We start from the raw sequence: 24386 nt of genomic DNA on the forward strand, positions 1-24386 counted from the left end.
TTAGGCGTAGGCCGGAATAAGGCCGCCCAAGCCCGTACTGAGTTTGTCGAAGGGCGTAGCGCGAGGTGGCGTTTCCGGCAAACATCAGCCGAATTCGCCGGAAACGCCACCTCGCGCTACGCCCTTCGACAAACTCAGTACGGGCTTGGGCGGCCTTATTCCGGCCTACGCCTAATTTACACCCAACGGTTATCCCGAGTTTCCCGCATCAAATACACAGCAAGCAGGCTAATCGCCGCAGCCAACGAGACATAGCCGCCAACCCAGGCCAGCCCGCCTTCGGCGACCAGACGTTGCGCGATATAGGGCGCAAACGAAGCGCCAAGTATGCCGCCCAAGTTGTAGGCGGTTCCCGCGCCGGTATAGCGTAAGGCCGAGGGAAAAAGTTCCGGCAGCAAGGCTCCCATCGGCGCGAAGGTGGCTCCCATCAGGAACAGCTCCAAGGACAGGAAAGCGGTAATCATCAACGGGGAGCCGCTTTCCAGCATCGGCTTTAACAGAAAACCGGACAGGAATGCTAAGCTTCCGGCAACCAGTAAAACGGGCCGCCGTCCGAACCGGTCGCCTGCCCGCGCCGATATCGGTGTGGCCGCAGCCATAAACAACACGGCCACGCACAGCATGCCGAGAAATTGCTGCCGCGGGATTTGCAGCGTGGTGGTGCCGTAGCTCAGGGAAAACACGGTTGAAATATAGAACAGCGCATAGCACACGACCATCGCCATTGCCCCCAGAAACAACGGAGCGAGATGAGATTTAACTATATCCCGAAGCGGCAAGCCGACCTGCTGATGCTGCTGTAACACCTTGGCGAATACCGGCGTTTCAGCCAAGGCCAGACGCACATACAAACCGATCACGACCAAAACCGAACTGGCAAGAAACGGGAGCCGCCAGCCCCAGTCTTTAAACTCTTGCTCGGTCAGTAATTCAGCCAGCAGCAAAAAGCTGCCGGTCGCCAACAGAAACCCCACCGGCGGCCCCAACTGAGGAAACATGCCGTACCAGCCGCGCTTTCCGGCCGGGGCGTTCTCGGTCGCCAGCAGCGCCGCGCCGCCCCATTCTCCGCCCAAGCCGATGCCTTGACCGAAACGCAACAGGCACAGCAATGCCGGAGCCCATGCGCCGATCGCATCGTATCCCGGCAACAAGCCGATCAATGTGGTGGAGATACCCATGACCAGTAGCGATGCGACCAAGGTTGTTTTGCGCCCGATGCGGTCGCCGAAATGCCCGAACAGCGCCGCGCCCAAAGGCCGGGTCAGAAATGCTACGGCAAAGGTAAGAAAGGAGCTGAGCGCCTGCGTTGTCGGATTACCGCCGGGGAAAAACACCGGGCCGATAACCAGTGCCGCGGCCATGCCGTAAATATAAAAATCGTAGAACTCGATGGCGGTGCCGATGAAGCTGGCTAAGGCGATGCGGAAGACTGAGGGGGAGGTGTTTTTTGTCATGTAAATATGCCCGCTCAAGTTTTGGATCGGCGCTACGAACACTCGTGTAGGGCGTGCCGTGCGTGCCGAAAGAAGCAATGTTACTCAGGTATCGGAAAGGCGCGCACGGCGCGCCCTACCGCATTAGTCCAATTTAATCCAATCTTCCAGCGCCTCGATAATGGCTTTCGCCTGATCTTTGCTGGAAATATTGAACTTCGATTTTTGCTTGTATTCGCCGTTTTGCTTCTGGTAACGGCGAATGGTGTATTTGTCGGGACCGTATTCCTCTTTGGCCCGATTCCAATCCTGGTAACGGTACATAACCGTAGCCCATGCACCCTTGGTCAGCACTTTTTTATCCAGCTCCTTGACTGTCTCAATGCCGCCGTCTTCGTATGTTACCGTCAATTCGTCTACTGTTTCAGTCATATTAACTCCAGGTAATTAGGCAACAGCCGTTCAAGCGAACGGGTGTTCCAGGATAATTGTTTCGTCTCTATCGGGGCCTGTTGACAGGATGGCAATCTTAACGCCGACCAGCTCTTCGATTCTCTTGATATAGGCTTTGGCGTTGTCCGGCAGCGCGTCAAAATCGGTCACGCCGGCAGTCGTTCCCGTCCAGCCCGGCATATCTTCAATAATCGCGTGACATTCTTCGTATTGATCCGCGCCTAAAGGCGCCGTTTCGGTAACGGCGCCGTTAAGCCGGTAAGCCGTGCAAATGCCGACCCTTTCCAGACCGTCAAGCACATCCAGTTTGGTTAGACAAATACCACTCAGGCTGTTCATTTTTGCAGACTTGCGCATGGAGACCGCATCAAACCAGCCAGTGCGGCGTTTGCGTCCGGTGGTGGCGCCAAACTCATGCCCGACAGTACCCAAATGATCGCCGTTCGCATCATGCAATTCGGTCGGGAAAGGGCCGTTGCCTACGCGCGTCGAATAGGCTTTGGTAATGCCCAGCACGTAATCGAGATCAAGCGGCCCGATGCCGGTGCCGGTCGCGGCGCCGCCAGCCGTAGTGCTGGATGAAGTCACATAAGGAAAAGTACCGTGGTCTATATCGAGCAGCGCACCTTGTGCGCCTTCAAACAACAGGTTTTTGCCTTGATCCTGGTATTTGTATAAAACCTCGCTGACATCGGTCAACATCGGCTTGATTTGTTCGCCCAGTTTCAGCATTTCATCCAGGCCTTTTTGATAATCGATAGCCTCGACATGATAGTAATTGGTCAGCATGAAGTTGTGGTATTCGACCAATTCCTTAAACCGTTCCGCGAATACCTCGGGATTTAAAAAGTCTCCCGCGCGCAGGCCGCGTCTTGCCGCCTTGTCTTCATACGCCGGTCCTATGCCGCGGCCGGTCGTGCCAATCGCCTTGCTGCCGCGGGCTATTTCGCGCGCCTGGTCAATCGCGACATGAACCGGCAATATCAATGTACAGGCTTCGCTGATCAACAACCGGTTTCTAACCGGAATACCGGCTTTTTCCAGCAATTCGATTTCTTCCAGCAAGGCGTTGGGCGATAAAACCACGCCGTTGCCGATCATGCACTCGACATTTTCCCGAAGAATACCGGACGGAATAAGATGCAAAACCGTCTTTTCCCCCTGTATAACCAGCGTGTGCCCCGCATTATGGCCGCCCTGAAACCGGATGACGGCTTCCGCCTGTTCCGTCAACAGATCAACCAGTTTACCTTTTCCTTCGTCACCCCATTGGGTACCGATGACAACGACATTTTTTCCCATGATTATTCCAAGCTTGCTAAGGGTCTAACGACCCAATTTTGATGATCTTGTTCCAGGACGGATGTACAGCCAAGTTCCTGAGCAGTTCCGGTTTGTCCCGGTAATTGTTGAACAACCGCCAGTCCTTCGGCGCGTAAATCCCTGATTTTTTCATGTAGCGCTGCATCGTCCAGATAGGGAGCGAATATCAAGGCCCGCTGTTCATTTTGATAGGATGCCTTGCCTAATACCGACAATACCTTCAAGTCCGCGCTAAAACCCGTCGCAGGACGCGCGCGTCCAAAAATGGCGCCGATATTGTCATAGCGTCCGCCTCGGGCAATCTCTCGGCCTACCGACGGCACAAAAGCCGCAAAAACCACGCCTGTGTGATAATGATAGCCGCGCAATTCAGCCAGATCGAAACTGATCGGCAACGCGGGGAAACAGGCGGTCAATTTATCCGCAATAGCTTCCAAATTCGCTAAAGCCTCCTTGACTTCGCCATTAGCCGCCAACAAAACGTCTCGGGCTTTAGCGATGGTTTCCTTGCCGCCATTCAATTGCGGCAATTTCAGGAACATGGCCTTTAGCTCATCATTGATGCTGTAACCGGCCATCAACTCCTGAAGCTCGGGCCTGGCCTTGCGCTGTAACACATCAAACAACTCGGCTTCCTGCGCGTCATCCAAGCCTGCCTGTCTTGACAGCGCCCGGTAGATGCCGACATGGCCCAAATCGAGATGCACATCTTGCAATCCCGACATCGCCAGCATTTCCAGCATCAGGCGAATGACCTCTACATCGCTTTCCTTACCGTCATGGCCGTAAAGCTCGGCGCCTATCTGCATCGGGCTTCTGGTTTTTTCGAGCGGATCGCCTTTGGTGTGCAAAATAGTCCCCGTATAGCAAAGACGGGTCGGCCACTCCGCGTTAAGATTATGCGCGTCGATTCTGGCAACCTGCGGGGTCATGTCCGCCCTGACCCCAAGCATTTCGCCGGTGATCTGATCGGTCAGCTTAAAGGTTTGTAATTCCAGATCATGTCCTGATCCGGTCAACAAGGAATCCAAATAATCGATGAAGGGAGGTATGACCAACTCATATCCCCAGCAAGCAAACGTGTCCAGTATCTTACGGCGCAAGCTTTCAAGATGCTTAGCCTCTTCCGGCAAAATCTCTTCTATGCCGTCGGGCAAAAGCCAGGAGTCTTTTTGTTGCATGTTTTGTATGTCCACTCAAACAAAACGCCCCGAATATGGAGCGTTGGTTACGGGGTTCTTGTAGGGGTAACCGGCTGGTTGCCCCTACAAGAATTTTATCTTTACCTATTTTTGCTGCTTAAAATATTTAAAATAGTCGGAATCGGGATCAAGCACCATCATGCTTGAACTCGTAAACGTCTTTTTATAGGCGTTCAAACTGCGATAGAAAGTGAAGAATTCAGTATCCGCGCCATAGGCTTTGGCATAGATTTCCGCAGATTTTGCATCGCCTTCGCCGCGAAGCATTTCCGCATCCCGGAACGCATTCGCCATCGTAACAACCTGTTGCCTGTCGGCGTCGGCCCGAATTCTTTCAGCAGCTTCCGCGCCTTGCGATCTGAATTCACGGGCAACCCGCTCACGCTCGGCTTCCATTCTGCGAAACACGGAGCTACTGACTTCCTCCGGCAAATCGATGCGCATGACTTGCACATCAATAATTTCCATCCCTAAGTCGGCCGCAAGCGGCTTGGCGTTTTTAATCAGTATCTCACGAATTTCCTGACGATCCGTTGAAACCAGCTGCTTGATATTCCGCTTACCGAATTCACCGCGGAATGCGTCTTTAATGATTTGATCCAGGCGTAAATTAGCCTGATCCACATCACCGGCAACCACCGTATAGAAAGTAGTTACGTCACCGATGCGCCATTTAACAAAAGAATCGACGATAACGTTTTTCTTTTCGGCGGTTAAAAAGCGTTCAGGTTTGGCGGCCATCGTTTGAATACGCTTATCGAACTTCTTTACATTGTTGATAAACGGCCATTTAAAATGCAATCCAGGTTCGTAATCGTTCTTCACGATCTCGCCTAAACGGAACTTAATTGCCTTTTCTGTTTCGCTGACGGTAAACATGCACATCATGCCGATAAACAACAATGCGCCAAGGCCTACCAATATTTTATTCTGTGTCATTAGCGTCCCCTTGCGTCACGGCCGCGGGTTGAAGTTCGCACAGCGGGTGGTTGCGCCGTTTCAACCTTTGCGTGGGAAGGTTGTTCTGCTGTGCTTTGAGGAACGTTGGCTGGTTGAATCGAAGGCTGCTGCTGGATCATTTTATCTAATGGCAAATAAAGCATATTATTACTGCCTTTGACGTCAACCATCACAGTATTTGTCTCGGCCAATACCGACTCCATGGATTCGATATAAAGACGTTTTCTGGTCACATCCGGCGCTTTGGTATATTCGGCCAGCAATTTGGAAAAACGGTTGGATTCACCTTCCGCCTGGGCGATAACCTGTTCTTTATAGCCCTCGGCTTCCTGTATTTTTCTCGCTGCGGCGCCGCGCGCTTTCGGCACAACGTCGTTGGAGTAGGCTTCCGCCTCATTGATCAAACGCTGCTCGTCTTCACGCGCCTTAATAGCATCTTCAAATGCGTTTTGCACCTGCTCAGGCGGCTGTGCATCCTGAAGGTTGACGCTGGTCACCTGGATTCCGGACTTGTAACTGTCCATTACATCCTGAATTTCTTTTTTAATCTGGGCTACGATTTCACTGCGTCCCTCGGTCAAAACAAAGTCCATTTTGCTGCTGCCGACCACGCCGCGCTGCGCGCTTTCGGTGACCTGCTTCAAGGTAGCCGCAGGATTGACTATATTGAAGATAAATTCCTTTGCGTCTTTGACCTGATACTGTACCGCCAAACGCACATCGACAATATTTTCATCTTTAGTCAGCATTAACGCTTCTTTCGGCACCGAGCCAAGAGCCTGTTCCGTGCCGCCGCTACGGTAGCCTACTTCAATGTAGCGCTGTTGCTTGACATCGACAACTTCAACCCGCTCGATAGGCGCAGGAAAATGCCAGTTCAAACCCGACTGAGTTGTCGCAACATACTTGCCAAAGCGGGTTTCAACACCCTGAGTACCTTCGTCGACAATATAAAAACCGCTTAATCCCCATAAAGCTATCGCACCGACTGCGAGAAAGCCGAGACTTTTCAGGGGAGGAAGTCCGGAAGAGTCGTCATCACCCTCTTTACCGCCGCCAAAAAAACCGCCCAACTTTTCTTGCAATGAACGTATTGCCTCGTCTAGATCGGGTGGGCCTTTTTGGTCGCCACGACCGCTCCAGGGATCTTTCTTATCACCGCCAGGCTCATTCCAGGACATAACTTTGCTCCATATGGGTTACTTAAATTTTTATCAACAAGAGGCAACATTCCTTAAGCTTACCTACTCATGCTCGGTATTCTATCGTAAATATCTGCGAAAGGCGAAAGACTGAGGGCAAAAGGCTAAAAACCGGCCGCCCTCTTCTTTTGCCTTTTCAAACCACTTCCTCAACCTTAACTGATTTCAACAAACCCGAATACTTTGTATCAATTTCGACGACCAATTCATAGCCGCCAAAATCATCGGCTTTCTCGCTAATTATTTTGGCGCAAGAAAATAATTTCGCCCTTATATCGCCTTGACCGGGTTGCAAATAGCATTTTCTTTTGATTTTTGTATTTGAAAATATTTCAGCCAATGCCTGATAAAGCAGCTCGACTCCGTCTCCGGTTTCGGCGGACAACCATATACGAACAGGGTTTCCAACATCATCCCGATCAATCCGCGGCTGGATGTCATCCAATAAATCTATTTTATTGAAAACTTCAAGCTGCCTGACTTCATTAGCCTCAATATCTTCAAGCACCTGATTGACCTGGCAAATCGTTTCATCCCTATCGGCGCCGCTGGCATCAATCACATGCAACAACAAATCCGCCTCGCTGGCTTCCTGTAGCGTGGATTTAAAAGCCGCCACCAACTCATGCGGCAAATGCCGTATAAATCCCACCGTATCGGCCACAACAATCTCGCTGCTATTGGGCAACTTGCAGTTGCGCAAGGTCGGATCCAAGGTAGCAAACAGCTGATCCGCCACGTAAATATCGGCGCCTGTCAGCCTATTAAACAGGGTTGATTTACCGGCATTGGTATAACCCACCAGAGAAACCGATGGAACTTCCGCTTTTCTTCTTTTGCTGCGCCCTTGATGTCTTTGCTTATCGACTTTATCCAAACGCTGTTGAATCTGTTTAATGCGCAAACCCAATAGCCGTCTATCGGTTTCCAGCTGGGTTTCACCCGGCCCCCGCAAACCGATACCGCCTTTTTGGCGTTCCAAATGGGTCCAACCGCGAACCAGTCGCGTCGATAAATGCTGCAATTGCGCCAATTCAACCTGTAGTTTGCCTTCAAAGGTTTGCGCGCGCTGGGCAAAAATATCAAGGATCAAGCCATTCCTATCGACCACGCGAACGCCCAAAAAACCTTCAAGATTTCTTTCCTGACTGGGTGAAAGCGGGTGATTGAATAAAACAATGTCGGCCTCATAGATCTCGATGATACCTTTAAGCTCTTCAAGCTTGCCTTTGCCGACAAAATATTTTGGATCGGGTTTTTTGCGGCTGCCTGTTACCACATAGACAGGATCGGTTCCGGCGGACTTAGCCAATTCTTTTAATTCTAAAAGATCCTCCTGCCCGGAATGAAATGTCAGATGAACAAGGACTGCCCGCTCACCTGATTCGGGACGATCAAACAAATAAATACCCCATAGATATGATTATAAAAAAGATTTATTTTTCCTGCGCATGCCGATGCCCAGCAGAATTGCCGACAGAGAAAAAACATTCACACAAAAGCCCAATTATTCTTCACTGGAATCATGGTCATGGGTCAGCTTTACCGCTTTACTCGGTACAATGGTCGATATGGCGTGCTTATAAACCATTTGGCTGGAGGTATTTTTAAGCATAACCACGTACTGATCGAATGAATCCACTTTTCCCTGTAACTTTATCCCATTAACAAGAAAAATAGAAACAGGTGTATGCTCTTTTCTAAGAGCATTTAAAAAATTATCCTGCAAATTTTGACCTTTTGACATCCCATTTCTCCTTATTATTTTTTAATAACTATCGATTAAGATAACTGTAATTACAAATCAACACAAATCAATACTCCGGTTTCAGAATATTTTTTTAATCTACACACGCATATTCAGAACATTCCCAGTTTTATCTGCTGATAACCCAATACGATGGGGTATATTTTTATAAATTCAAGTACGACTGACCTGCTCAGCATCACCTTACCGCCCATTTAAATCAGGACAACCGGTAAAACGCAACCAATTTAACTTACTTCAACGGGAATCTTGCCGATCCTGGCCTGCCAAATCTTTGGCGCGGTTTGATGCACCGAGACACCCTGCGTATCAACCGCGACCATAACCGGCATATCCTCTACAACAAACTCGTGTATGGCTTCCATGCCGAGATCTTCAAAAGCGACAATACGCGATTTACGGATGGCTTTTGACACCAGATAAGCCGCACCGCCGACCGCCATCAAATAAACCGCCTTATGTTTTTTAATCGCGGCAAGCCCCTCTGGCCCGCGTTCAGCCTTGCCGATCATGCCGAGCAAGCCGGTTTTATCCAGCATGACTTCGGTGAACTTATCCATCCGCGTCGCAGTAGTGGGGCCTGCCGGCCCCACCACCTCATCGCGAACCGGGTCAACAGGCCCCACGTAATAAATGAATTTGTTAGTAAAATCAACGCTTTTTGGCAATGCCTCGCCCCGTTCAAAAAGCTCAGCCATTCGCTTGTGCGCCGCATCCCGTCCGGTCAGCAGGGTACCACTAAGCAATAAGGTTTCTCCCGGCTTCCAGCTTGCCAAGTCCTGCTGCGTCACTGTGTCCAGGTTAATTCTGCGAGCGGTGGCGCCTGCATGCCAAGCGATTTCCGGCCAATCTTCCAGGCGCGGCGGTTTAAATTCGGCGGCGCCACTGCCGTCCAGAACAAAATGTACATGCCGGGTGGCGGCGCAATTAGGGATGATCGCAACCGGCTTGTTGGCCGCATGCGTCGGATAATCATTGATTTTTATATCCAGCACTGTGGTAAGTCCGCCCAAACCTTGTGCGCCAATCCCCAGCGCATTGACTTTGTCATACAATTCCAGCCGCAATTCTTCAAGCGCATTGCGAGGGCCGCGCGCGATTAGCTCATGAATATCTATCGACCCCATGCATGCCTGCTTTGCCATGAGCATCGCTTTTTCGGCGGTGCCGCCTATACCTATACCCAGAATGCCGGGAGGACACCATCCCGCTCCCATAATTGGGACGGTTTTCAACACCCAGTCGACGATACTGTCCGAAGGATTGAGCATCGCAAACTTTGCCTTGGCTTCGGAGCCTCCGCCTTTGGCGGCTATGTCGATGTCGAGCGTATCGCCGGACACGACTTCCATGTGTATTACCGCCGGAGTATTGTCCTTGGTATTGATGCGTTTCCCTGCCGGATCAGCCAATATCGAAGCTCTCAGCACATTATCAGGATGCAGATAAGCACGCCGGACACCCTCGTTGATCATATCGGCGACACTCATATTTGCATCCCACCGGACATTCATGCCGATCTTTAAAAACACCGTAACAATGCCGGTATCCTGGCAAATCGGGCGATGGCCTTCCGCGCACATCCGGGAGTTGATCAAGATTTGCGCGATGGCGTCCTTCGCCGCCGGATTCTCTTCCTTTTGATAGGCCTCATGCATGGCCTTGATAAAGTCCAGCGGATGATAATACGAAATATATTGCAGCGAATCGGCAATGCTTTGAATAAGATCGTCTTGACGAATAATGCTCATCGAAGGTTCCCTGCTATATGCTTGCTAAGAATTCAGGCGGCCTATTATATCCGAACAGCTTGTGTTTGTGGCACGCGAACATGATTTGGCGCTGACTGATACAATCAATCAGCGCAGGGCACTAGAAAAATGGATTGTTATCCAAGGCAAAACCCGCCGCATTCCTGTGCCCGCCTCCACCAAAACTTTGCGCCAGATGACCTACATCGTAATCGCCGATCGAACGGAGCGAGAAATTCCATTGCTGCTTTCTGCCGTCATACTGATAGGTCATCCCAAACGTACCTGATTTTTCGGCCAATACATGTCCCAAATCGCTTGAAAATAACGACGGCGCATTAACGGCAAGACCGACCTGCCCGGCAACCGAAACATTGTGCGCCGATTTGGCCAGCCTCTGCACCATGTTTGCAAACTGCTTAACCTGTATGCGGCCCACCGCCAGCAATTCAGGCAGATCAAGCGTGCCTATCTCGGCAAATGTAATTGGCGTTCGCTCATACAACGCCGATGTAATTTCGCGGGTGCCGTCCAGCTTAAAACGCCAAAGATCACGGTCTTCGATATGCAACAGGATTTGAGGCGGTTTCAAATCGTGAAAAAAATACTGCCAAGTTAAGATGCATCCACTCCGCGACAAATCGAAATTGATCGACAGATTTTCAGGTAGGGGCTGTGCCTTGAAAAAATCATTACATTGCTCCATCGCAGTCATGTGATGATCAATCAGGATGATCCGGCCTGCTTTCGCGGAAGCATTAACCAATAGTTCGGGCGAATAGGAAAAATCCAATATATACAGTACCGATCCCGACTCAAAATCGGGCATATCGTCACCATAACGGGCGGGAATATAACGGACTTGATGACCCAACTTGCAAAATGCGCTCCATGCTGCGCCTAAGCCATCCAAACAATCGCCATGATAAATAACTAAGGTTTCACTGGTTTCTGACATGCTTTTTAAAAATCCCTGCGCTGAATAGGCCGATTGCTGTTGCTGTTGCTGTTATATTTGATTGTATTTTACACGAACCAAGTCCTAATCATACGCGCACGCACAGATCTTTCGGCATCAACCCCAAAAACAGCCTATCCGGGCATGCAGGTAGCGAAACGAATTTATAGAATTTATATATGAACAGGCGCAGGCTGCTGCTTTTTATAGCCTGACAGTCTGACGGCTTGTAAAGCCTAACTTATTTGGTGCGGGATGATTTAGGGATATTTTCAGAGGGGCGGATTAACTGTGTTTATTTGCTTTACCCTCGTTATCATTCAATAACGGCAAGGCCTCGTTACGACTTAGCGGTACAATCTCCACGGCCCCTAAGCCCTGGATGCCCAATTTTTTTGCGGCCGCATAGGATAAATCCATGTCTCTTTTTCCATGAAAAGACCCTCGATCATTGATCCGAACCACAACGCTACGATGATTCTTGAGGTTGGTAACTTTAGCGTAAGATAACAGGGGCAGCGTTTTATGTGCTGCGGTCATTGCATACATGTCGTACTTTTGACCGCTGGCAGTCTGCCTGCCGTGAAACTCAGAACCATACCAGGAAACCGTGCTTGGACGATTATTTGCCTGATGTTTGGTTTGATGGACTTTTGCTGCGGAGTGTTTGGAAATTTTCTTGACCGAGCGATGTTCGGACGCTTCCGCCGTTTGTATCGGGTTAACAAAATAACTGCATATAAAAAAAACAGGAACTGCTAGCATGATTTTATTCATAAGATAGAGCCTTTTTTATTTAATCTGGCTCCATCTTAACTTAACAAGTCTTAAGTGTAGCTTAAACTCACAAAATCAATGCCTTGTTAAACCCCCAACTCATCTGACTGTTTTTTTAAGTTATACGCGCATTCGCGAACTTCACCCTCTTAGGGGAGCGCTGAACAAATCGACTCCGTTCGTCCCTGGGAACGTGCATGAAATAACTTGAGCAAGTTTTATTTTTCATTTTTTAACCATGAAGGACATGAAGGGCATGAAAGGTTTAAGTCTTCATGTCCTTCATGCTCTTCATGGTAATTGCCTAAATTAATTTATGCATGATCCTTAGCTGCCGAAGGACTCAATCAGCGCTTCCTTAGCAAATTTAGCCTATCGCAACCGGACCTAAAAACCGAAAGAAACATAGGCGGCGATGGCGGCGACACCAATCACAACCAGTTTAATTTTATTCAGCAAAGACAGCTCTTCCCAATAATAAAGCAAACTTGCTTTCTTATGCGCACAGTAAGAAAACAGGTTTTCTTTGCATCGCCGGCAAAAAGGCGGCAATGCCCGCCACAGCCAATAAAGCCCCGCGATGACAAAAGCCACTAGGATATAAAAGACAATAATCTGAGTTTGATGAGTGTCGGTATGAAACAGATGCTCAACGAAGTGATCGAGAGAGGACTCGATAAACTCAAACGCAAGATGAAGAAAATGGAGAATGTTGACGAACAGGAAATGGACCAGCCCGGACAATAAATCGAATGCTACATCAGGCACCGCGATAACCGTAACGACAGCACCCAGGATAAATCCACGGACTATATTTTGTCGCGCTTTATGCTTGGCCACATGTTCAACCAGCAACTCCCTGTCTGCATTTTCCATACTGACAAAATGGGCACCAACAAAATAAGGAAAATGAGTCTGGTTTGGATCGCTATCTCTGCAATACACAACCTTGCAACACGTCACTATGATCGTCATGGTGGAGATGAGCAATATCTTGATTGCCAGATAATCGCCTTCTTTAAGCGCATCATCGCAATTAAAAGCTATGCCGCTAGCACTGATATTAACGTTGCGAACGCCGTCTTCCTTAAACTGCCAGTCCGGCACGTTTTTTTTCAGGCCGGGCAATAGCGTTACTCCCCGCACCCTGTGTTCAACATTTATCGTCGTCGGGGGAATATCCAAAATTTCATCGACAGTAGCGTATGGGTCGGTCACCAGCTGTTCATCTATTTTTTTATAAAACAGATTAACCTCGTCATAAATTCGAAAAGCAGCCCTTCGATTTTTATTTTTCATCATGCCGACCTTATCCATAATCCACAACCTCTACACTTTTTATTGCCAGGCTTTGATTACATTTATCACACTTCAAACATGTCTGAGCACGACATACTAACCCACCCAAACCCTGGCGTTTCTAAACAGGCGCATCCAAGCGCCGTATTCATCCCAATCGTCCGGGCGCCATGAGTTTTGCACGGCCCTGAAACAGCGCTCGGGATGCGGCATCATAATGGTAAAGCGTCCGTCCGTGGTGGTCAGCCCGGTAATGCCGAACGGCGAACCGTTGGGATTGGCCGGAAATTCGGTAGTTAATTCGCCGTAGTTATCGACATAACTCAACGCCACTGCGCCCGCTTCCAGCGCAACCGCAGGGTCCTCGGCAAATTCCGCGCGCCCTTCGCCATGCGCAATGGCGACCGGCATTCGGGAACCTTCCATGCCGGCGAACAATATCGACGGCGATTTCTGCACTTCAACCAAGGCCACCCGCGCTTCGAATTGTTCCGAGTTGTTGCGCATAAAACGCGGCCAATGTTCTGCGCCGGGGATAATGTCTTTTAACCCCGACATCATTTGGCAACCGTTACAAACGCCCAAGCCGAACGTGTCGGGGCGTTGAAAAAAGGCGGCGAATTCATCGCGGCAGCGCGGGTTGAACAATATCGATTTTGCCCAACCGCCGCCTGCACCCAGTACGTCGCCGTAGGAGAAACCGCCGCAGGCGACTAGGCCGGTGAAATCAGCCAAACTGACCCGGCCATGAATAATATCGCTCATGTGCACGTCGATGCTGGCGAACCCGGCACGGTCGAATGCCGCCGCCATTTCCACATGACCGTTAACGCCCTGCTCGCGCAGTATCGCGACTTTGGGTCTTGCCGTATTTTTAAACCGTGCGGTCACGTCGTCGTTGACGTCAAAGGTCAACGCCACATTCAAACCGGGGTCTTCATCGTCAGTGATCCGCTCGAACTGTTGCTGCGCGCATTCCGGGTTATCGCGCAAGGTCTGCATTTTGTAGCTGAGTTCGGACCAGACGGTCTGCAATTCGGCCCGGCCGGCGGAATAAATAATCTCGCCCAAATGGCGGATATTCAGTTGCTGCTCGGCAATTGCTCCCTGCATTGCTCTACCTCCTGCATCCCTGCAGTTGTCATCAATGACCTTGCCGATCACATAAATGCAATCAATTAGGCCCGATTGTTTCAACAGCTCCACGACATCCTTGCAGTCGCTCTGACGCACTTGCAGTACCGCACCCAGCTCCTCGTTAAACAAAACGCCCAGTACATCCTCGCCCAGGCTGTCGAGGGTCAGGGCCACACCGAGCCTGCTGGCGAACATCATTTCCGCGACCACCGCCAGCAAGCCGCCATCGGAACGGTCATGGTAGCTCAGCAGTTTGTCCTGGGAGTTCAGTGTTTGTATGCTATCAAAGAAAGCTTTCAACAGACTTGCGTCATCCAGGTCGGGACAATCATCGCCGAGCTGGTTGTAGACTTGCGCCAGCACCGAACCGCCTAAACGGTTTTTACCTGCGCCCAGATCAACCAAGATCAAGGCGCTGTCTTCATCCGGCACGCAGCGCAGTTGCGGAGTCAGGGTTTTATTTATATCGGCGACCGGCGCAAACGCGGTAATCACCAGCGACAACGGCGCGGACATGGTTTTTTCGACGGAATCATCTTTCCACACCGTTTTCATCGACAAGGAATCCTTGCCGACCGGGATTGCAATACCCAGCGCCGGACACAATTCCATGCCCACCGCTTTGACGGTGTCGAACAATGCCGCATCTTCACCTGGGTAACCTGCGGCAGCCATCCAGTTGGCGGACAGTTTGATTTTTTTCAAGGAATCGATGCTTGCGGCGGCGATATTGGTGATCGCCTCGCCTATCGCCATGCGGCCGGATGCCGGGGCGTCGATCACCGCAATCGGCGAACGTTCGCCCATCGCCATCGCTTCGCCGGTCACAGAATGAAAGCCCACGGCGGTGACGGCCACATCGGCCACCGGCACTTGCCAGGGGCCGACCATTTGGTCGCGGGCCACCAGCCCGGTTACCGAGCGGTCGCCGATATGGATCAAGAAACTTTTGTCGGCGACGGCCGGGAATGCCAGCACGCGCTTGACCGCTTCGTCCAGCGTGATGCCGCTGACATCCAGCGCTTTGGTGTTGGCTGGAACGTGCTCGACATTGCGGTGCAGCTTCGGCGATTTACCGAATAATACCGACATCGGAATATCGACCGGCTTGTCGCCGAGCAACTCGTCGCTCAGCGTCAAATGCTCTTCGTCGGTCGCCTCGCCGATCACCGCAAACAGGCAATGCTCCCGTTCGCAAAAGGCGGTGAAAAATTCCAGCGATTCCGGCTTAATCGCGACCACATAACGCTCCTGCGCTTCGTTACACCAGATTTGCATCGGCGACATGCCGATATCGGCGTTGTGCACCTTGCGTAACTCGAAGCGGCCGCCTCGGTCGCAGTCATGGATGATTTCCGGCACCGCATTAGACAAGCCGCCCGCGCCAATATCATGGATCGACACGATCGGCGTGTCGGCCCCCATCGCGTTGCAATGGTTGATGACTTCCTGGCAACGGCGCTCCATTTCGGGGTTTTCCCGCTGCACCGAGGCGAAATCCAGGTCTTCCGAACCTGCGCCGGAAGCCTGCGAGGAAGCCGCCCCGCCGCCCAGCCCGATCAACATCGCCGGGCCACCCAAAATGATGATCAGCGAACCGGCCGGAATCGGCTGTTTATTGACCAGCATCGGCCGGATATTGCCGAGGCCTCCGGCGATCATGATCGGTTTATGATAGCCCCGGAATTCATTGTCCTTGCCCGGAACCGCTTGCTCGAAGCTGCGGAAATAACCGGTCAGGTTGGGCCTGCCGAATTCGTTATTAAACGCCGCGCCGCCGAGCGGGCCTTCCAGCATGATGGTCAGCGCCGAAGCGATGCGTTCCGGCTTGCCGTTATCGGCTTCCCAGGGCTGGGGGAATCCGGGGATTCTCAAATGCGACACGGAAAACCCGGTCAAGCCTGCTTTGGGTGCAGAACCGCGGCCGGTTGCGCCTTCGTCGCGAATTTCGCCGCCGGAGCCGGTTGCCGCGCCCGGATAAGGCGAAATGGCGGTCGGATGATTGTGCGTTTCCACTTTCATCAGCAAATGCGCGTCTTCTTCGACATAAGCGTATTCGCCGGTTTGCGGATTACGGATAAAAACCCGCTCGGTTGAACCGACCATGACAGAAGCGTTATCGCTGTAGGCCGACAAGATGCCTTCCGGGCTTTTTTCCGCAGTATTGCGGATCATCTTAAACAACGATTGCGCCTGCTCCACGCCATCTATCGTCCAGTCGGCGTTAAAAATCTTGTGCCGGCAATGCTCGGAATTGGCCTGGGCAAACATCATCAGCTCGACATCTGTCGGGTTCCTGCCCAAGGCTTGAAAGCTCTCGGTCAGGTAGTCGATTTCATCATCGGACAAAGCCAGACCCAGTTCCGTATTAGCGCTAACCAACGCGTCGCGGCCTTGCTCTACTATGGCAACATGCATTAACGGCTTGGGCTGATGATGAGCAAACAATTCGGGCTCGACGTCGCCGTCCACAACGGTTTGGGTCATACGGTCGTGCAATAACGCTTTTACGGCGACAGGCAGCGGGATATTGGCGTCCAGCGTGTACTCAACGCCCCGCTCGATCCGGTTAACTGCGGATAACCCGCAACGCTGGGCAATCTCGGTCGCCTTGCTCGACCAAGGGGAAATCGTGCCTGAGCGCGGTACGACCAGCAAATGCGTCCCGGCAATTCCGTTGCCTGCATGGATGGAGCCGTAAGCCAATAACTGCTTTAGAATTGCCAACTGGTCGTCGTCCAAGTCATGCTCAATATCGATGAAGTGAATAAACCGGGCCGAGACGGCCTTGACAGCAGGCTCTATCGACTGAAGTTCAGCCAGTAGTTTATTAATGCGGAAATCGGAAAGCGCGGAAGTTCCAGAGATTTTTAACATGTGTAAAAATAAGGTTCAAGGTAAAAGGCAAAGGCTAAAGGCTAAAGGCGAAGGGCTAAAAAAGCCGTTTCGCCTTTAGCCTTTAGCCTGATAAATCACTTAGCCAAATCGGCCTTAATGGTGTCATACAACAGTGTCAACAAACTTAAACTCCCTGCGTCAGACACCGGTTTCTGTTCTTTATCCAGAATAACGACATCGGTCTGCCGGTTGTTTTCCACCATTTTGAGAACATATTCGTATTCATCGATATTAAGCCCAACGAAAAAAAAGACGCCCTCATCCCAAATAGATCCGTCTTCCACTTTCTGTTTGTTCGGCTCGTACTGGACTTGAAAAAATCGTTGGTCCTGGTTGCGGTTGGTCACTTCAAGAGCGTTCCGGCTCAATGCCTTGCCGACTATACGCCATGCCTGGTTTGGCGGCGCACCGATATGCAATCGCTTTGCCCCATCCTCGGCGTCAACCAGTTCAATCTGGATAAATTTACGCTCGATATCCGCCGCTGTTTCGGTTGACGGGTCGGCTGGAGCCGCATCGACGGTCTCGGCAGCCGGGGCGGCAGGAACGTTTTTAATTGAGTCGCCGGCAAGATCGGCCGGCAAGACCAACGGCGGAATTTCAGTGGTGAACTGATAATCTTTTTCTTTGTCAGGAAATAAATTTTTTATGTAACTGCAGGCCGATAGATTGACCAACACAGCAACGATAATGGGTAAACCGATTTTAATTTTCATAAGGTATTCGTAACGTATTAGCTAGTTACTGTTCAGCAGGCAAAGACAGTTCAAAGCTCAAAAAATTATTGCACTTTTCACCTTTCATTAACCTTTCAAACAACTTCGGCCTGACGCATCGCGTCTCGAACCGCGTCGAAGCAATCTTCGGTCAGCCAAGTTAGAGGTAAGCGTATGCCTTTGCCCATCAACCCCATCTCGGCAACCGCCCATTTGACCGGAATCGGATTGGACTGAATAAACAGGTTCTTATGCAGCGACATCAATTTTTTGTCGATGACTAAAGCCGTTTCATTGTCTCCCTCTATCGCCGCCATGATCATTTCATGCACCAGCTTTGGCGCAACATTACCGGTTACGGTAATGCTGCCGTTGCCGCCCAGCAGGCAAAATTCACGACTGGTCGCATCATCGCCGGTGTAGATTGCGAAATCATCACCGGTCAAATCACGGATTGCTTTAACCCTGGACAAATCCCCGGTCGCCTCTTTAACGCCGACGATGTTCTTGATATGAGACAAGCGGCCAACGGTTTCCGGCAACATGTCGCAGGCTGTGCGCCCCGGCACGTTATATAAAATCTGCGGAATATCGACGGCATCGGCAATAGCTTTGTAATGCAGGTACAAACCTTCCTGAGTAGGCTTGTTGTAATAAGGAGTCACGATCAGGCAGGCATCGGCGCCGGCTTCTTTGGCTAGCCGGGTCAGATTGATCGCTTCGGTCGTCGCGTTTGCGCCGGTTCCGGCAATCACCGGTATCCTGCCGCCGGCATAATCAACGATAGACTTGATAACATCACAGTGCTCACGCTCATCCAGCGTCGCCGACTCGCCTGTGGTGCCGACGGCGACCAAAGCGTCCGTTCCTTCTGCAATATGAAATTCCACCAACTTTTTTAAACTTTCCTTATCCACCGCACCGCGTTCATCCATCGGCGTTACTAAGGCTACGATACTACCTTGAATCATGAAATCTCTCGATCAGAATTAATACAGTTAAAAACTGGGAACATTATAACAAGCAAATAACTTTGTAGGGGCGGATTTATCCGCCCCTAAATGAATGAATTCGACCCAACAAAGCCAACATGCAAGCACTAGACGGACGGAGTTTATCTGGATACCTAGCTAACATTTTACCGGTATTTAGCCAGAAAACGATCCAGCGTATTGGCGAAATCCTGCTTTTCTCGCTGACCGAGAGGCGGCGGACCTCCCGATGCTTGACCGGTACTGCGCATTTCCTCCATAAAATCCCGTATGGCTAATCGCTCCCTGATGTTTTCTTTGGTGTAAAGCTCGCCACGAGGATTAATCGCATGGGCATTTTTTGCTATCACTTCAGCAGCCAGCGGAATATCGGCGGTAATAACCAGATCATTTTCCTGTAAATGTTTGACAATGTAATTATCAGCCACATCAAAACCGCCAGAGACCTGCACCGCCTTGATGACCTTGGAGGGAGGTACGGTTAAAAACTGATTGGCAACCAGCGTTAGCGGCACCTGTTTTCGTTCCGCCGCGCGGAATAAAATATCCTTAACCATATTAGGACAAGCGTCCGCATCGACCCAAATTCTCATTATGTAACCCTTGGCCCCGTTAATTTAGCTGCAAACTTTAATATAGTGCGTTATAATGCGCTGATATACAAAACATTTCTCCGCGCTATCCGCGCATTCTATATTTCCAACAGGTAAATCCATGTCCAATGATGTTTCAACATTTCCCTCTTTTAGTGATTTAGCCCTGATTGAACCGGTGCTAAGAGCACTGAAAGATGTCGGTTATGAAACACCCTCACCCATACAAGCACAAACCATCCCGCTCCTACTGCAAGGCAAAGACGTCCTGGGGCAAGCACAAACAGGAACCGGCAAAACCGCCGCGTTTGCATTACCCATTTTGTCACGCATCGACCTGAAGCAAAAAGACCCGCAAGTGCTGGTGTTGGCGCCAACCCGCGAACTGGCCATTCAGGTGGCGGAAGCGTTTCAACGTTATGCCGCGCATTTAAAAGGCTTCCATGTGCTGCCCATCTACGGCGGACAGGACTACAGCACCCAATTACGCCAGCTGAAGCGCGGCGCTCACGTGGTGGTCGGCACGCCTGGCCGGGTCATGGATCATATGCGTAAAGGCACGCTTAACCTGAAAGGGCTCGGCTATCTGGTTCTTGATGAAGCCGATGAAATGCTGCGCATGGGCTTTATTGACGACGTGGAATGGATTCTTGAACAAATCCCCGAACAAAGACAAATCGCGCTGTTTTCAGCGACCATGCCTACGGTGATCCGCAAGATCGCTCAGCAATACCTGCATGAACCCGAGCATGTCACCATCAAAGTCACCACCACATCGGCTGAAAACATACGCCAACGCTATTGGCTGGTCAGCGGCATACACAAACTGGACGCACTGACCCGCATCCTGGAAGTCGAAACCTTTGACGGCATGATTATCTTCGTCAGAACCAAAACCGCAACCGTTGAACTGGCGGAAAAGCTGGAAGCGCGCGGTTATTCGGCAGCCGCGATTAACGGCGACATGTCTCAAGCACTTCGGGAACGCGCTATCGCCAACCTGAAAAACGGCAAACTGGATATTTTGATAGCGACTGACGTTGCCGCGCGCGGACTGGACGTAGACCGCATCACCCACGTCGTCAACTATGACATTCCTTACGATACCGAATCCTATGTTCACCGTATCGGCAGAACAGGACGCGCGGGCCGCACCGGCGACGCCATCCTGTTTATCGCTCCCAGGGAAAGAAATCTGCTGAATAATATCGAAAGGGCGACCAAGCAAAAAGTTGAAGAAATGGGCTTGCCTTCAACGGAAGTCATTAACAATAAACGCATTTCCCGTTTCAAACAGAACATTACCGACACCCTGGCCGCCGAAGAGCTGAGCTTTTTCAGCCAATTGATAGAGCAATACCAGCAGGAACACAATGTCAGCGCGTTGGAAATAGCAGCCGCACTGGCAAAACTGGTTCAGGGCGATACGCCGCTGTTAATGCAAAACCCGCCGAAAAGATCCAAAGACAGCCGGGACGACAGGCCGTCAAGAGATAGAGACGACAGATCATCGAGATCCGACAGGCCTCAAAAAGACCGCAAACCAAAGCGCGTCTTCGAGGGTGGAGCGAATATTGAAATGGAAATGTATCGCATTGAAGTCGGTCATAACCACGGCGTAAAACCCGGCAATATCGTTGGCGCCATAGCCAATGAAACAGGCATCGACGGCGACCATATCGCCCGCATCAGAATACAAGACAACTACAGCACCGTTGAATTACCGGCAGGTATGCCGAAGGAACTGTTTCAGGAACTGAAAAAAGTCAGGGTAGCCGGCCAGCAACTTAACATATCCAAAATGGATGAAAGTGCTAAAAAAGCGGCGAAAACCGACGATGACGCGAGAAAAGTGGATAAAAGCAAAAAAAGAGTAGGTTCGACATCCAGACGGGCCAAACCGAAAGCCGGCGAATAACCTACAGCTCTACTGGCCGCCTCCCCGTTATCATTCATTTCAGGAGTCCAAAGTTTGCTTTGGACTCCATCATTGATCGCATCCGCGCCGCTTGGTCGATATTAATCGACCCGCTTACTACTGATTCCAGATACAAACCCCGCCCGCTTTTTCAATCGCTTCCAGGCGCTGTTGATGGGCGTTTAATTCCTCCTCCGTGCAGCGGACGACCTTTAAGGGAGGACGATCCGCCGATAAATATTTAATCCCACTGTTTACAATCACCTCTTCCGGCCTTGCCTGCCCCTCATCCAGCAACGAAGACTGTCCGCCGGTCATCAACAAAAACACATCGGCCAGAATTTCAGCATCCAGCAAAGCGCCATGCAGCTCCCGGTGACTGTTATCGATGCTGTAGCGTTTACACAGCGCATCCAGACTGTTACGCTGCCCCGGATGTTTTTTTCTGGCGTAGGTCAGCGTATCGAATACTTTGCTGTAATCGGTGACTGTTCCTGTGCCATTATTCAACAGTGAAAATTCATAATTAATAAAGCCGACATCAAACGGCGCATTATGAATGACCAGCTCGCCCCCCTGAATAAACGCAATAAAATCCTTCACGACGCTCGCAAAGACCGGCTTATCCTCTAAAAACTCATTAGTGATGCCGTGAACCTCAATAGCCCCGTCATCAATGACGCGCTCGGGATTAATATAAGTATGAAAGCGCTTGCCCGTTAAGCGGCGATTAACCACCTCCACGCAACCTATCTCGATAATCCTGTGCCCTTCCTGCGGATTTAACCCGGTCGTTTCGGTATCGAGAACGACCAGCCGATTTGTAAATGTTCTTTTGTCCACTAGCCACCTTGAGCTTTATTAATCATCGTTTAAGTATAAATTTTTTAACCCGGCATTACTTATTAATTTTTCAAATCCAGGCACTTGAGAAGTTTGGTCACTATTCTTTAATATTTTTCTGTTAGAATTTGGTCATATCGACACGGCGGATTAAAGCCGGCAAACTCGAATAACGTTATTTTTCGGCATATTACAGAAGACATTGTTATGACTATCAAGAAAATCCAACCCGATAAAAGCAAGCTGGATAAAATCGTGACCGATGCACGGCGCAATCAGGAACTCAGGGAGCAATCTTACCGCGGCCAGGCTCTTAAGCTATACCCTTGGGTCTGCGGCCGTTGCGCCCGCGAATTCGACCATAAAAACTTGACCGAATTGACCGTACATCATAAAAACCATAACCACGACGACAACCCGTCCGACGGCAGCAACTGGGAATTATTATGCCTTTATTGCCATGACAACGAACACTCAAGATACGAAGAAACCCGTTTTGGCGGCTCGGCAGCAGGCAAATCGACTGCGCCTGCCGCCACTCACAATCCATTTGCAGATCTAAAATCCCTGCTAAATAAATAAGCCGGTCGCAAAAATAAGGAGTTGCCGGAATCAAAGATTCTCAATCAATACATCCGCAAACTCGCTGCATTTGACTTCTGTAGCCCCATCCATCAACCGGGCAAAATCATACGTCACCCGTTTACTGGAGATAGCGGCATCCATCGCATTAATGATCGCATCGGCGGCCTCGGTCCAACCCAAATAGCGCAGCATCATTTCGCCGGACAGGATTAGCGAGCCCGGATTGACCTTGTCCATATCGGCATACTTGGGCGCCGTTCCGTGCGTAGCCTCAAACACAGCAGTACCGGTTTGATAGTTGATATTGCCGCCGGGCGCAATGCCGATACCGCCGACTTGCGCGGCCAAGGCATCGGACAAATAGTCGCCGTTCAAATTCAAGGTGGCGATCACATCGAAGTCCTCGGGCCGGGTCAAAACCTGCTGCAAGGTGATATCCGCGATCGCATCTTTAATAAAAATGCGGCCTTTTGCCAAGGCCTCGGCCTGCACCTTGTTTGCCGCCTCTACGCCGAACTCGGCGCGGGTTTTCTCCCAGTGTCCCCAGGTATAAATCTGCTCGGGATATTCGCGTTCCGCCAACTCATAAGCCCATTTACGAAACGCCCCTTCGGTGTATTTCATGATATTGCCTTTATGGACAATCGTCAGTGATTTGCGCTTATTGGCGATCGCATAATCGATAGCCGAACGAACCAGACGCTCCGTGCCTTCCCGCGACACCGGTTTTACGCCTATGCCCGAAGATTCCGGGAAACGGATTTTTGCGTATTGCTTGGGAAAGTTCTCTTTCAGCAGATTCAGGAAAATCTTTGCCTCATCGCCGCCCTGTTCAAACTCGATACCGGCGTAGATGTCCTCGGTATTTTCCCTGAATATGACCATATCGACAGCTCCGGGATTTTTCACCGGCGAGGGTACGCCCTTAAACCATCTGACCGGACGTAAACACACATACATATCCAGTAACTGGCGCAAAGCTACATTAAGGGAGCTGATACCGCCGCCTACCGGTGTGGTTAACGGGCCTTTAATGGATACCAGATAGTTTTTGCAGGCCTCGACCGTTTCATCGGGAAGCCAGGTATCAAACAGCCGGTTAGCCTTTTCTCCTGCATACACTTCCATCCAGTGAATTTTCTTTTGCCCGGAATAGGCGCTTGCAACGGCCGCGTCCAAAACGCGGACGGCGGCACGCCAAATATCCGGCCCTGTACCGTCGCCCTCGATAAAAGGAATAATCGGATTATCCGGCACCACAAGCTTGCCGTTTTGTACGGTAATCGCGCTGCCGTTTGGGGGTGGATTGAGCGTGAAACTAGCCATAACAACTCCTTCAAATAACATTGAGTAATGCTGCATAAGGTAGCGACGTCGAACCGCACCAACAGTAGGCGCATTAGACGACGTCTCCACGGACTTTTTTCATCATAACAAAAGCACGCCGATTTGCATCATTTAAGCAGGGCAATCGCGCTTAAATTATTCCGATGATACGAAGTAAATAATCATTGTCCCATCCGGCCTTTAACCGTTTGATCTTGATACCGACTTTAGACGTTTTTTCAGCCTTGATCA

Annotated in this window: 20 protein-coding genes; 2 read left to right on the plus strand and 18 right to left on the minus strand. The window is 50.6% G+C overall.

Annotated features, from left to right (window positions below):
- Positions 1–176: 176 nt before the first annotated feature.
- The 16 genes from V3O24_RS01210 to V3O24_RS01285 all read right to left on the minus strand — a co-directional run bounded on the left by V3O24_RS01210 (position 177) and on the right by V3O24_RS01285 (position 19462).
- Complete coding sequence (locus tag V3O24_RS01210) at positions 177–1454, minus strand: MFS transporter (protein ID WP_331305814.1); 1278 nt, start codon at positions 1452–1454, stop codon at positions 177–179.
- A gap of 123 nt (positions 1455–1577) precedes the next feature.
- Positions 1578–1865, minus strand: a complete 288-nt coding sequence (locus tag V3O24_RS01215) for a hypothetical protein (RefSeq protein ID WP_331305815.1) — start codon at positions 1863–1865, stop codon at positions 1578–1580.
- 30 nt (positions 1866–1895) lie between these two features.
- Positions 1896–3188 (minus strand): adenylosuccinate synthase, encoded by a 1293-nt coding sequence (locus V3O24_RS01220; protein ID WP_331305817.1) that lies wholly within the window; start codon positions 3186–3188, stop codon positions 1896–1898.
- 2 nt (positions 3189–3190) lie between these two features.
- Positions 3191–4390, minus strand: a complete 1200-nt coding sequence (locus tag V3O24_RS01225) for an ATP phosphoribosyltransferase regulatory subunit (RefSeq protein WP_331305818.1) — start codon at positions 4388–4390, stop codon at positions 3191–3193.
- 105 nt (positions 4391–4495) lie between these two features.
- Positions 4496–5350 (minus strand): protease modulator HflC, encoded by an 855-nt coding sequence (gene hflC, locus V3O24_RS01230; protein ID WP_331305819.1) that lies wholly within the window; start codon positions 5348–5350, stop codon positions 4496–4498.
- Positions 5350–6552: an FtsH protease activity modulator HflK gene (gene hflK, locus V3O24_RS01235; protein ID WP_331305820.1), complete on the minus strand. Its 1203-nt coding sequence runs from the start codon at positions 6550–6552 to the stop codon at positions 5350–5352. Before hflK ends, hflC begins: the two co-directional genes overlap by 1 nt.
- A gap of 157 nt (positions 6553–6709) precedes the next feature.
- Positions 6710–7975: a ribosome rescue GTPase HflX gene (gene hflX / locus V3O24_RS01240; protein WP_104422473.1), complete on the minus strand. Its 1266-nt coding sequence runs from the start codon at positions 7973–7975 to the stop codon at positions 6710–6712.
- A 105-nt stretch (positions 7976–8080) separates the two neighbouring features.
- Positions 8081–8320 carry an RNA chaperone Hfq gene (gene hfq / locus V3O24_RS01245; protein ID WP_104422472.1) on the minus strand — a complete coding sequence of 80 codons (240 nt, stop codon included), beginning with the start codon at positions 8318–8320 and terminating at the stop codon, positions 8081–8083.
- Between the two features lie 248 nt (positions 8321–8568).
- On the minus strand, positions 8569–10092 hold the full coding sequence (locus V3O24_RS01250) for a fumarate hydratase (RefSeq protein WP_331305826.1): 1524 nt from the start codon (positions 10090–10092) through the stop codon (positions 8569–8571).
- A 121-nt stretch (positions 10093–10213) separates the two neighbouring features.
- Entirely contained in the window at positions 10214–11050 is an 837-nt protein-coding gene (locus V3O24_RS01255; RefSeq protein ID WP_331305828.1) for a DHHA1 domain-containing protein, read from the minus strand.
- A 285-nt stretch (positions 11051–11335) separates the two neighbouring features.
- The gene (locus tag V3O24_RS01260) at positions 11336–11815 is read right to left on the minus strand and encodes a septal ring lytic transglycosylase RlpA family protein (RefSeq protein ID WP_331305829.1); all 480 of its coding nucleotides are present in this window, start codon (positions 11813–11815) and stop codon (positions 11336–11338) included.
- 399 nt (positions 11816–12214) lie between these two features.
- Positions 12215–13129, minus strand: a complete 915-nt coding sequence (locus V3O24_RS01265) for a PilZ domain-containing protein (protein WP_331305830.1) — start codon at positions 13127–13129, stop codon at positions 12215–12217.
- A gap of 93 nt (positions 13130–13222) precedes the next feature.
- The gene (gene purL / locus V3O24_RS01270; RefSeq protein WP_331305831.1) at positions 13223–17140 is read right to left on the minus strand and encodes a phosphoribosylformylglycinamidine synthase; all 3918 of its coding nucleotides are present in this window, start codon (positions 17138–17140) and stop codon (positions 13223–13225) included.
- 95 nt (positions 17141–17235) lie between these two features.
- Positions 17236–17877, minus strand: a complete 642-nt coding sequence (bamC, locus tag V3O24_RS01275; protein ID WP_104422466.1) for an outer membrane protein assembly factor BamC — start codon at positions 17875–17877, stop codon at positions 17236–17238.
- A gap of 95 nt (positions 17878–17972) precedes the next feature.
- A complete protein-coding gene (gene dapA, locus V3O24_RS01280) occupies positions 17973–18848 on the minus strand; it encodes a 4-hydroxy-tetrahydrodipicolinate synthase (protein WP_331305832.1) in 876 nt (291 codons plus the stop codon).
- A gap of 167 nt (positions 18849–19015) precedes the next feature.
- Positions 19016–19462 (minus strand): YaiI/YqxD family protein, encoded by a 447-nt coding sequence (locus V3O24_RS01285; protein WP_104422464.1) that lies wholly within the window; start codon positions 19460–19462, stop codon positions 19016–19018.
- Positions 19463–19583: 121 nt separating this feature from the next.
- On the opposite strand from V3O24_RS01285, the gene V3O24_RS01290 reads away from it, so the two are divergent.
- On the plus strand, positions 19584–21380 hold the full coding sequence (locus V3O24_RS01290) for a DEAD/DEAH box helicase (protein ID WP_104422463.1): 1797 nt from the start codon (positions 19584–19586) through the stop codon (positions 21378–21380).
- A 117-nt stretch (positions 21381–21497) separates the two neighbouring features.
- Here the strand turns inward: V3O24_RS01290 and dnaQ are convergent, their stop codons facing one another.
- A complete protein-coding gene (gene dnaQ / locus V3O24_RS01295) occupies positions 21498–22223 on the minus strand; it encodes a DNA polymerase III subunit epsilon (RefSeq protein ID WP_331305833.1) in 726 nt (241 codons plus the stop codon).
- 207 nt (positions 22224–22430) lie between these two features.
- On the opposite strand from dnaQ, the gene V3O24_RS01300 reads away from it, so the two are divergent.
- Positions 22431–22805: a YajD family HNH nuclease gene (locus V3O24_RS01300; RefSeq protein ID WP_104422461.1), complete on the plus strand. Its 375-nt coding sequence runs from the start codon at positions 22431–22433 to the stop codon at positions 22803–22805.
- A gap of 30 nt (positions 22806–22835) precedes the next feature.
- Here the strand turns inward: V3O24_RS01300 and icd are convergent, their stop codons facing one another.
- Complete coding sequence (icd, locus tag V3O24_RS01305) at positions 22836–24134, minus strand: NADP-dependent isocitrate dehydrogenase (protein ID WP_331305834.1); 1299 nt, start codon at positions 24132–24134, stop codon at positions 22836–22838.
- Positions 24135–24386 lie beyond the last annotated feature (252 nt).

The sequence above is a fragment of the Methylobacter sp. Wu8 genome, assembly GCF_036440755.1.
GTDB classification, from domain to species: Bacteria; Pseudomonadota; Gammaproteobacteria; order Methylococcales; family Methylomonadaceae; genus Methylobacter_A; species Methylobacter_A tundripaludum_A.

Excerpts from the sequence above, each read along its gene's own strand:
- V3O24_RS01210 (WP_331305814.1), bottom strand. The coding sequence starts at position 1,454 with ATGACAAAAAACACCTCCCCCTCAGTCTTCCGCATCGCCTTAGCCAGC.
- V3O24_RS01215 (WP_331305815.1), bottom strand. The coding sequence starts at position 1,865 with ATGACTGAAACAGTAGACGAATTGACGGTAACATACGAAGACGGCGGC.
- V3O24_RS01220 (WP_331305817.1), bottom strand. The coding sequence starts at position 3,188 with ATGGGAAAAAATGTCGTTGTCATCGGTACCCAATGGGGTGACGAAGGA.
- V3O24_RS01225 (WP_331305818.1), bottom strand. The coding sequence starts at position 4,390 with ATGCAACAAAAAGACTCCTGGCTTTTGCCCGACGGCATAGAAGAGATT.
- hflC (WP_331305819.1), bottom strand. The coding sequence starts at position 5,350 with ATGACACAGAATAAAATATTGGTAGGCCTTGGCGCATTGTTGTTTATC.
- hflK (WP_331305820.1), bottom strand. The coding sequence starts at position 6,552 with ATGTCCTGGAATGAGCCTGGCGGTGATAAGAAAGATCCCTGGAGCGGT.
- hfq (WP_104422472.1), bottom strand. The coding sequence starts at position 8,320 with ATGTCAAAAGGTCAAAATTTGCAGGATAATTTTTTAAATGCTCTTAGA.
- V3O24_RS01250 (WP_331305826.1), bottom strand. The coding sequence starts at position 10,092 with ATGAGCATTATTCGTCAAGACGATCTTATTCAAAGCATTGCCGATTCG.
- V3O24_RS01255 (WP_331305828.1), bottom strand. The coding sequence starts at position 11,050 with ATGTCAGAAACCAGTGAAACCTTAGTTATTTATCATGGCGATTGTTTG.
- V3O24_RS01260 (WP_331305829.1), bottom strand. The coding sequence starts at position 11,815 with ATGCTAGCAGTTCCTGTTTTTTTTATATGCAGTTATTTTGTTAACCCG.
- V3O24_RS01265 (WP_331305830.1), bottom strand. The coding sequence starts at position 13,129 with ATGATGAAAAATAAAAATCGAAGGGCTGCTTTTCGAATTTATGACGAG.
- purL (WP_331305831.1), bottom strand. The coding sequence starts at position 17,140 with ATGTTAAAAATCTCTGGAACTTCCGCGCTTTCCGATTTCCGCATTAAT.
- bamC (WP_104422466.1), bottom strand. The coding sequence starts at position 17,877 with ATGAAAATTAAAATCGGTTTACCCATTATCGTTGCTGTGTTGGTCAAT.
- dapA (WP_331305832.1), bottom strand. The coding sequence starts at position 18,848 with ATGATTCAAGGTAGTATCGTAGCCTTAGTAACGCCGATGGATGAACGC.
- V3O24_RS01285 (WP_104422464.1), bottom strand. The coding sequence starts at position 19,462 with ATGAGAATTTGGGTCGATGCGGACGCTTGTCCTAATATGGTTAAGGAT.
- V3O24_RS01290 (WP_104422463.1), top strand. The coding sequence starts at position 19,584 with ATGTCCAATGATGTTTCAACATTTCCCTCTTTTAGTGATTTAGCCCTG.
- V3O24_RS01300 (WP_104422461.1), top strand. The coding sequence starts at position 22,431 with ATGACTATCAAGAAAATCCAACCCGATAAAAGCAAGCTGGATAAAATC.
- icd (WP_331305834.1), bottom strand. The coding sequence starts at position 24,134 with ATGGCTAGTTTCACGCTCAATCCACCCCCAAACGGCAGCGCGATTACC.